The sequence below is a fragment of the Moorena sp. SIO4E2 genome (assembly GCF_010671945.1).
In the GTDB taxonomy this organism is placed as follows: Bacteria; Cyanobacteriota; Cyanobacteriia; order Cyanobacteriales; family Coleofasciculaceae; genus Moorena; species Moorena producens.
This window is the reverse complement of record NZ_JAAHIE010000756.1, coordinates 1-2,965: the sequence shown is the minus strand read 5'-3', so window position 1 is coordinate 2,965 and position 2,965 is coordinate 1. Positions and strand designations below refer to the sequence as shown.

Here is a 2,965-nt window from a genome sequence, read left to right as displayed (position 1 = left end):
CATAGCTATGAGGTACACAATTTCGGGATTTTAGGTAATAGGTAATAGGTAATAGGTAATAGGTAATAGGTAATAGGTAATAGGTAATAGGTAATAGGGATGCGCTGCATCAAGAGGTGCGACCCGTGGCGAATTTAATAATTAGATGCGGAAAGCGCACCTAACAGGGAATCAGCTTCAAAGAATACTGTACCTCATAACTGTGATCAACGCTATATTACCTTTCATCAACTCAGAAATAACATTAGTATCTAAAATGATCATTGATCAAATAGAGGAGGAGTACGCATTTTATCTCTGGGAATTTGGGTAATTTCTACATCTGATAAATGGGCAAAACGCTGTTTTATTCTCTCGGCAAGATTTAAGGATTTTTTGGAAGTTTCAGCTTTGCTTAAATCTTCGGGTAAATTAGTTTGTTGAGCGACTAACTTAAAAGTCTCAACAATTTCTGTAATGATAGCAATCTGTTTTGGACTTAGCTCACTCACATCGATTACTTTGTTTTCCATCACAAGTTTACTCGTTCGTTTACGTAATGGTATGCCTGATTATAGGCAAGCTATCAGCTATCAGATTATGCCCATAGCGCACACTATAAATTATAATAAAATACCCCTTTGGTGGGCAGTGGGCAGTGGGCAGGGTTGGTGGGCAGTGGCTGATGATATATTCCCCAAGCTTGCCAATTTCGCGATTCTTGCCACTGCCCACCCTACGATTCTACTTGTACCCAGATCACCCCATCTCCCCATCTCCCCATCTCCCCATCTCCCCATCTCCCCATCTCCCCACGTAACAAAACGTGAGAAAAAACCTATTAGACATCTCCAAAAATTAACCTCAAACCCTTGCACTGCCTGGGTCAAAACCGAGTTTCTGGAGATGTCTATTGACACAGCCACAGCCAACTCAATAAGCTAAACCACAGAAAGTTTAATTCTATGGAGATGAAACCATGCCCAAGAAAAAACTAACCCCCAAACAGACCGCTCCTGTTTCTCGTAAGGTGGTGGCAAGGCAACGCTCCTGTTTCTCGTAAGGTGGTGGCAAGGCAATAGTGGGCAAGGCAACGCTCCTGTTTCTCGTAAGGTGGTGGCAAGGAAAAATGAGGGGCAAAATGAGGAGTCAGTCTCCGAGTCTCTCTCCCAGACAGGGCGTGGTGGCGCGTGGCGTAAATAAAAATCCTTTGGCGGGCGACGACGCAGAGTAGTGCCCTTAATTTACCACTATCCGATCAAAATGTCAAAATCCCTTTTTGGTCTCGGATGGCGCGCGATTTGCCTGGATAAATTTCCGAGCTACCTGTGCTACTAACTCGTTTTCGGTTACCACGGCAGCCGTGCCTGGCGGGCATTAGTCGCAGAAGGTTCCACCAAAATGCCCATTCCACGTCTGATGCCCATTCGGCATGCATATCAGTGGGGTGGGCATCCTGCCTGCTTGGGAATATTGATAACCGGCAAGATGCCGGTTCTACGCCTGATACCCGTTCCACCGACTGGGTCAAACAGCAATAATTAGATGCATCCTGAAGTAAAGCGCGATGGCATTTGCTGGCTGCATGACAGATAAATGCATGACCGATAGAGTAAGAAATAGATAAAAAAAAGTAGTTTGGGCTCTGGTGGGCAGTGGCTGATCAGCTCTTCACCAACCTTGCCGATTTCGGTAGCTTGCCACTGCCCACCCTACGATTAATCTCCCGACTCCCGACTCCCGACTCCCGACTCCCGATTCCCGATTCCCGACTCCCGATTCCCGACTCCCGTTCCCCTCCTGGGAGGGGTTAGGGGTGGGTTCCGACTCCCGATTCCCGATTCCCGATTCCCCAAACCAGTGACCACCACCTACTCCCCCCAAGTTACCTATCAGTGGCTCGAAAACTTTGATGCTACTACCTCCTTAGAATACGATGACTACACCTGCCCCAGCATTGCTAGCCACTGGCAATGTGCCAGCCTTTTAGGAGAACTGCTGGGTTTAGCAGCAGTGGAAAAGGATTAAATGGTAGGCTTGCTGGTGGCAGAACTGCGCAAAGACCCCAAAACCGACACCACTACTGCTGTCATTCTTTCCCTGTTCGTCCACCCGGAAAACCGCCGACAGGGGGTTCCAACGGCGTGGCCGTGGTGCCATGCTGATTGCAGAGTCTATCATGGCTCAACTCCAGAGCGATATTCCTTACTATACCTGTGCGGTGGGAGAGAGCAACCAACCCATGCTTCAATTCGTGGATCGTCGCCTTAAACCTTACTTGACGTCATTGACTGAAGCGTATCGGAGTAGTAAGAAGTTAGGGAGTAGGGAGTAGGGAGTAGGGAGTAGGGAGTAGGGAGTGTGGGGAGTGTGGGGAGTGTGGGGAGATGGGGAGATTGGTATTAATGGTAATTATCCTAACATTATATTAGTAAGTAGGGTGTGTTAGCCGCTAGGCGTAACGCACCGGACTTTCCACGTGAACTATGAATGGTGTGTTAGCTGATTAGCTGATTAGCACCTCAAGTAGCGTGCGCGTAGCGCATTAGCTGATAGCTTACGTAATGCACCGGACTTTGCCGGTGAACAATGATGGTACAACTGACCCATAAATTTCAAAGCTTTGATGAGTATTTATCCTACAATGATAACTCAGAAAACTTCTATGAGTTATTTAATGGAGAGTTAATTGAAATGCCTCCAGAGTCGGGAGTAAATGTTGAAATTGCTACGTTTTTATTGATTAGGTTTGCTTTACTGGTAGGTCATCGTAGAGTCCGGGGTCAAGGATTAGAATTAGAAGTTAGAGGTGAACCGAAAAACCGTTATCCTGATTTGACCATTATTCGAGAAGAGCATATTCAACAATTATCAAAGCGTAATACCATTCGCCTCTCTATGTCACCGCCTTTATTAGTGGTTGAAGTGGTTAGCCCAGGAGAGTTACAACGAGAGCGAGACTATATTGCGAAAAGAATCCAATATA

Annotated in this window: 8 protein-coding genes; 5 read left to right on the top strand and 3 right to left on the bottom strand. The window is 46.5% G+C overall.

Translation table 11 applies throughout. From position 1 onward, the window contains the following. Positions 1 to 260: 260 nt before the first annotated feature. Complete coding sequence (locus tag F6K37_RS36675; RefSeq protein ID WP_009149639.1) at positions 261 to 512, bottom strand: hypothetical protein; 252 nt, start codon at positions 510 to 512, stop codon at positions 261 to 263. On the opposite strand from F6K37_RS36675, the gene F6K37_RS36670 reads away from it, so the two are divergent. Continuing rightward, positions 502 to 924: a hypothetical protein gene (locus F6K37_RS36670; protein WP_154659892.1), complete on the top strand. Its 423-nt coding sequence runs from the start codon at positions 502 to 504 to the stop codon at positions 922 to 924. The two genes, F6K37_RS36675 and F6K37_RS36670, sit on opposite strands and share 11 nt — an antisense overlap. An 18-nt stretch (positions 925 to 942) precedes the next feature. On the opposite strand, the gene F6K37_RS36665 is transcribed toward F6K37_RS36670, so the two are convergent. Continuing rightward, the gene (locus tag F6K37_RS36665) at positions 943 to 1,068 is read right to left on the bottom strand and encodes a hypothetical protein (protein ID WP_267872032.1); all 126 of its coding nucleotides are present in this window, start codon (positions 1,066 to 1,068) and stop codon (positions 943 to 945) included. Positions 1,069 to 1,237: 169 nt separating this feature from the next. After that, entirely contained in the window at positions 1,238 to 1,498 is a 261-nt protein-coding gene (locus F6K37_RS36660) for a hypothetical protein (protein ID WP_287255899.1), read from the bottom strand. 136 nt (positions 1,499 to 1,634) lie between these two features. Between F6K37_RS36660 and F6K37_RS36655 the strand changes: the two genes are divergently transcribed. The 4 genes from F6K37_RS36655 to F6K37_RS36640 all read left to right on the top strand — a co-directional run. Next, on the top strand, positions 1,635 to 1,793 hold the full coding sequence (locus F6K37_RS36655; RefSeq protein ID WP_287255897.1) for a hypothetical protein: 159 nt from the start codon (positions 1,635 to 1,637) through the stop codon (positions 1,791 to 1,793). Positions 1,794 to 1,839: 46 nt separating this feature from the next. After that, on the top strand, positions 1,840 to 2,007 hold the full coding sequence (locus tag F6K37_RS36650) for a hypothetical protein (RefSeq protein ID WP_287255895.1): 168 nt from the start codon (positions 1,840 to 1,842) through the stop codon (positions 2,005 to 2,007). Then, positions 2,008 to 2,250 (top strand): GNAT family N-acetyltransferase, encoded by a 243-nt coding sequence (locus F6K37_RS36645; protein WP_131827110.1) that lies wholly within the window; start codon positions 2,008 to 2,010, stop codon positions 2,248 to 2,250. It begins immediately after the preceding gene. A gap of 321 nt (positions 2,251 to 2,571) precedes the next feature. Beyond that, a partial coding sequence (locus F6K37_RS36640) for a Uma2 family endonuclease (protein ID WP_287255893.1) occupies positions 2,572 to 2,965 on the top strand: 394 nt, incomplete at its 3' end.

What these genes read in the sequence shown, in the direction of transcription:
- F6K37_RS36675 (WP_009149639.1), bottom strand. Translation starts at nt 512, where the DNA reads ATGGAAAACAAAGTAATCGATGTGAGTGAGCTAAGTCCAAAACAGATT.
- F6K37_RS36645 (WP_131827110.1), top strand. Translation starts at nt 2,008, where the DNA reads ATGGTAGGCTTGCTGGTGGCAGAACTGCGCAAAGACCCCAAAACCGAC.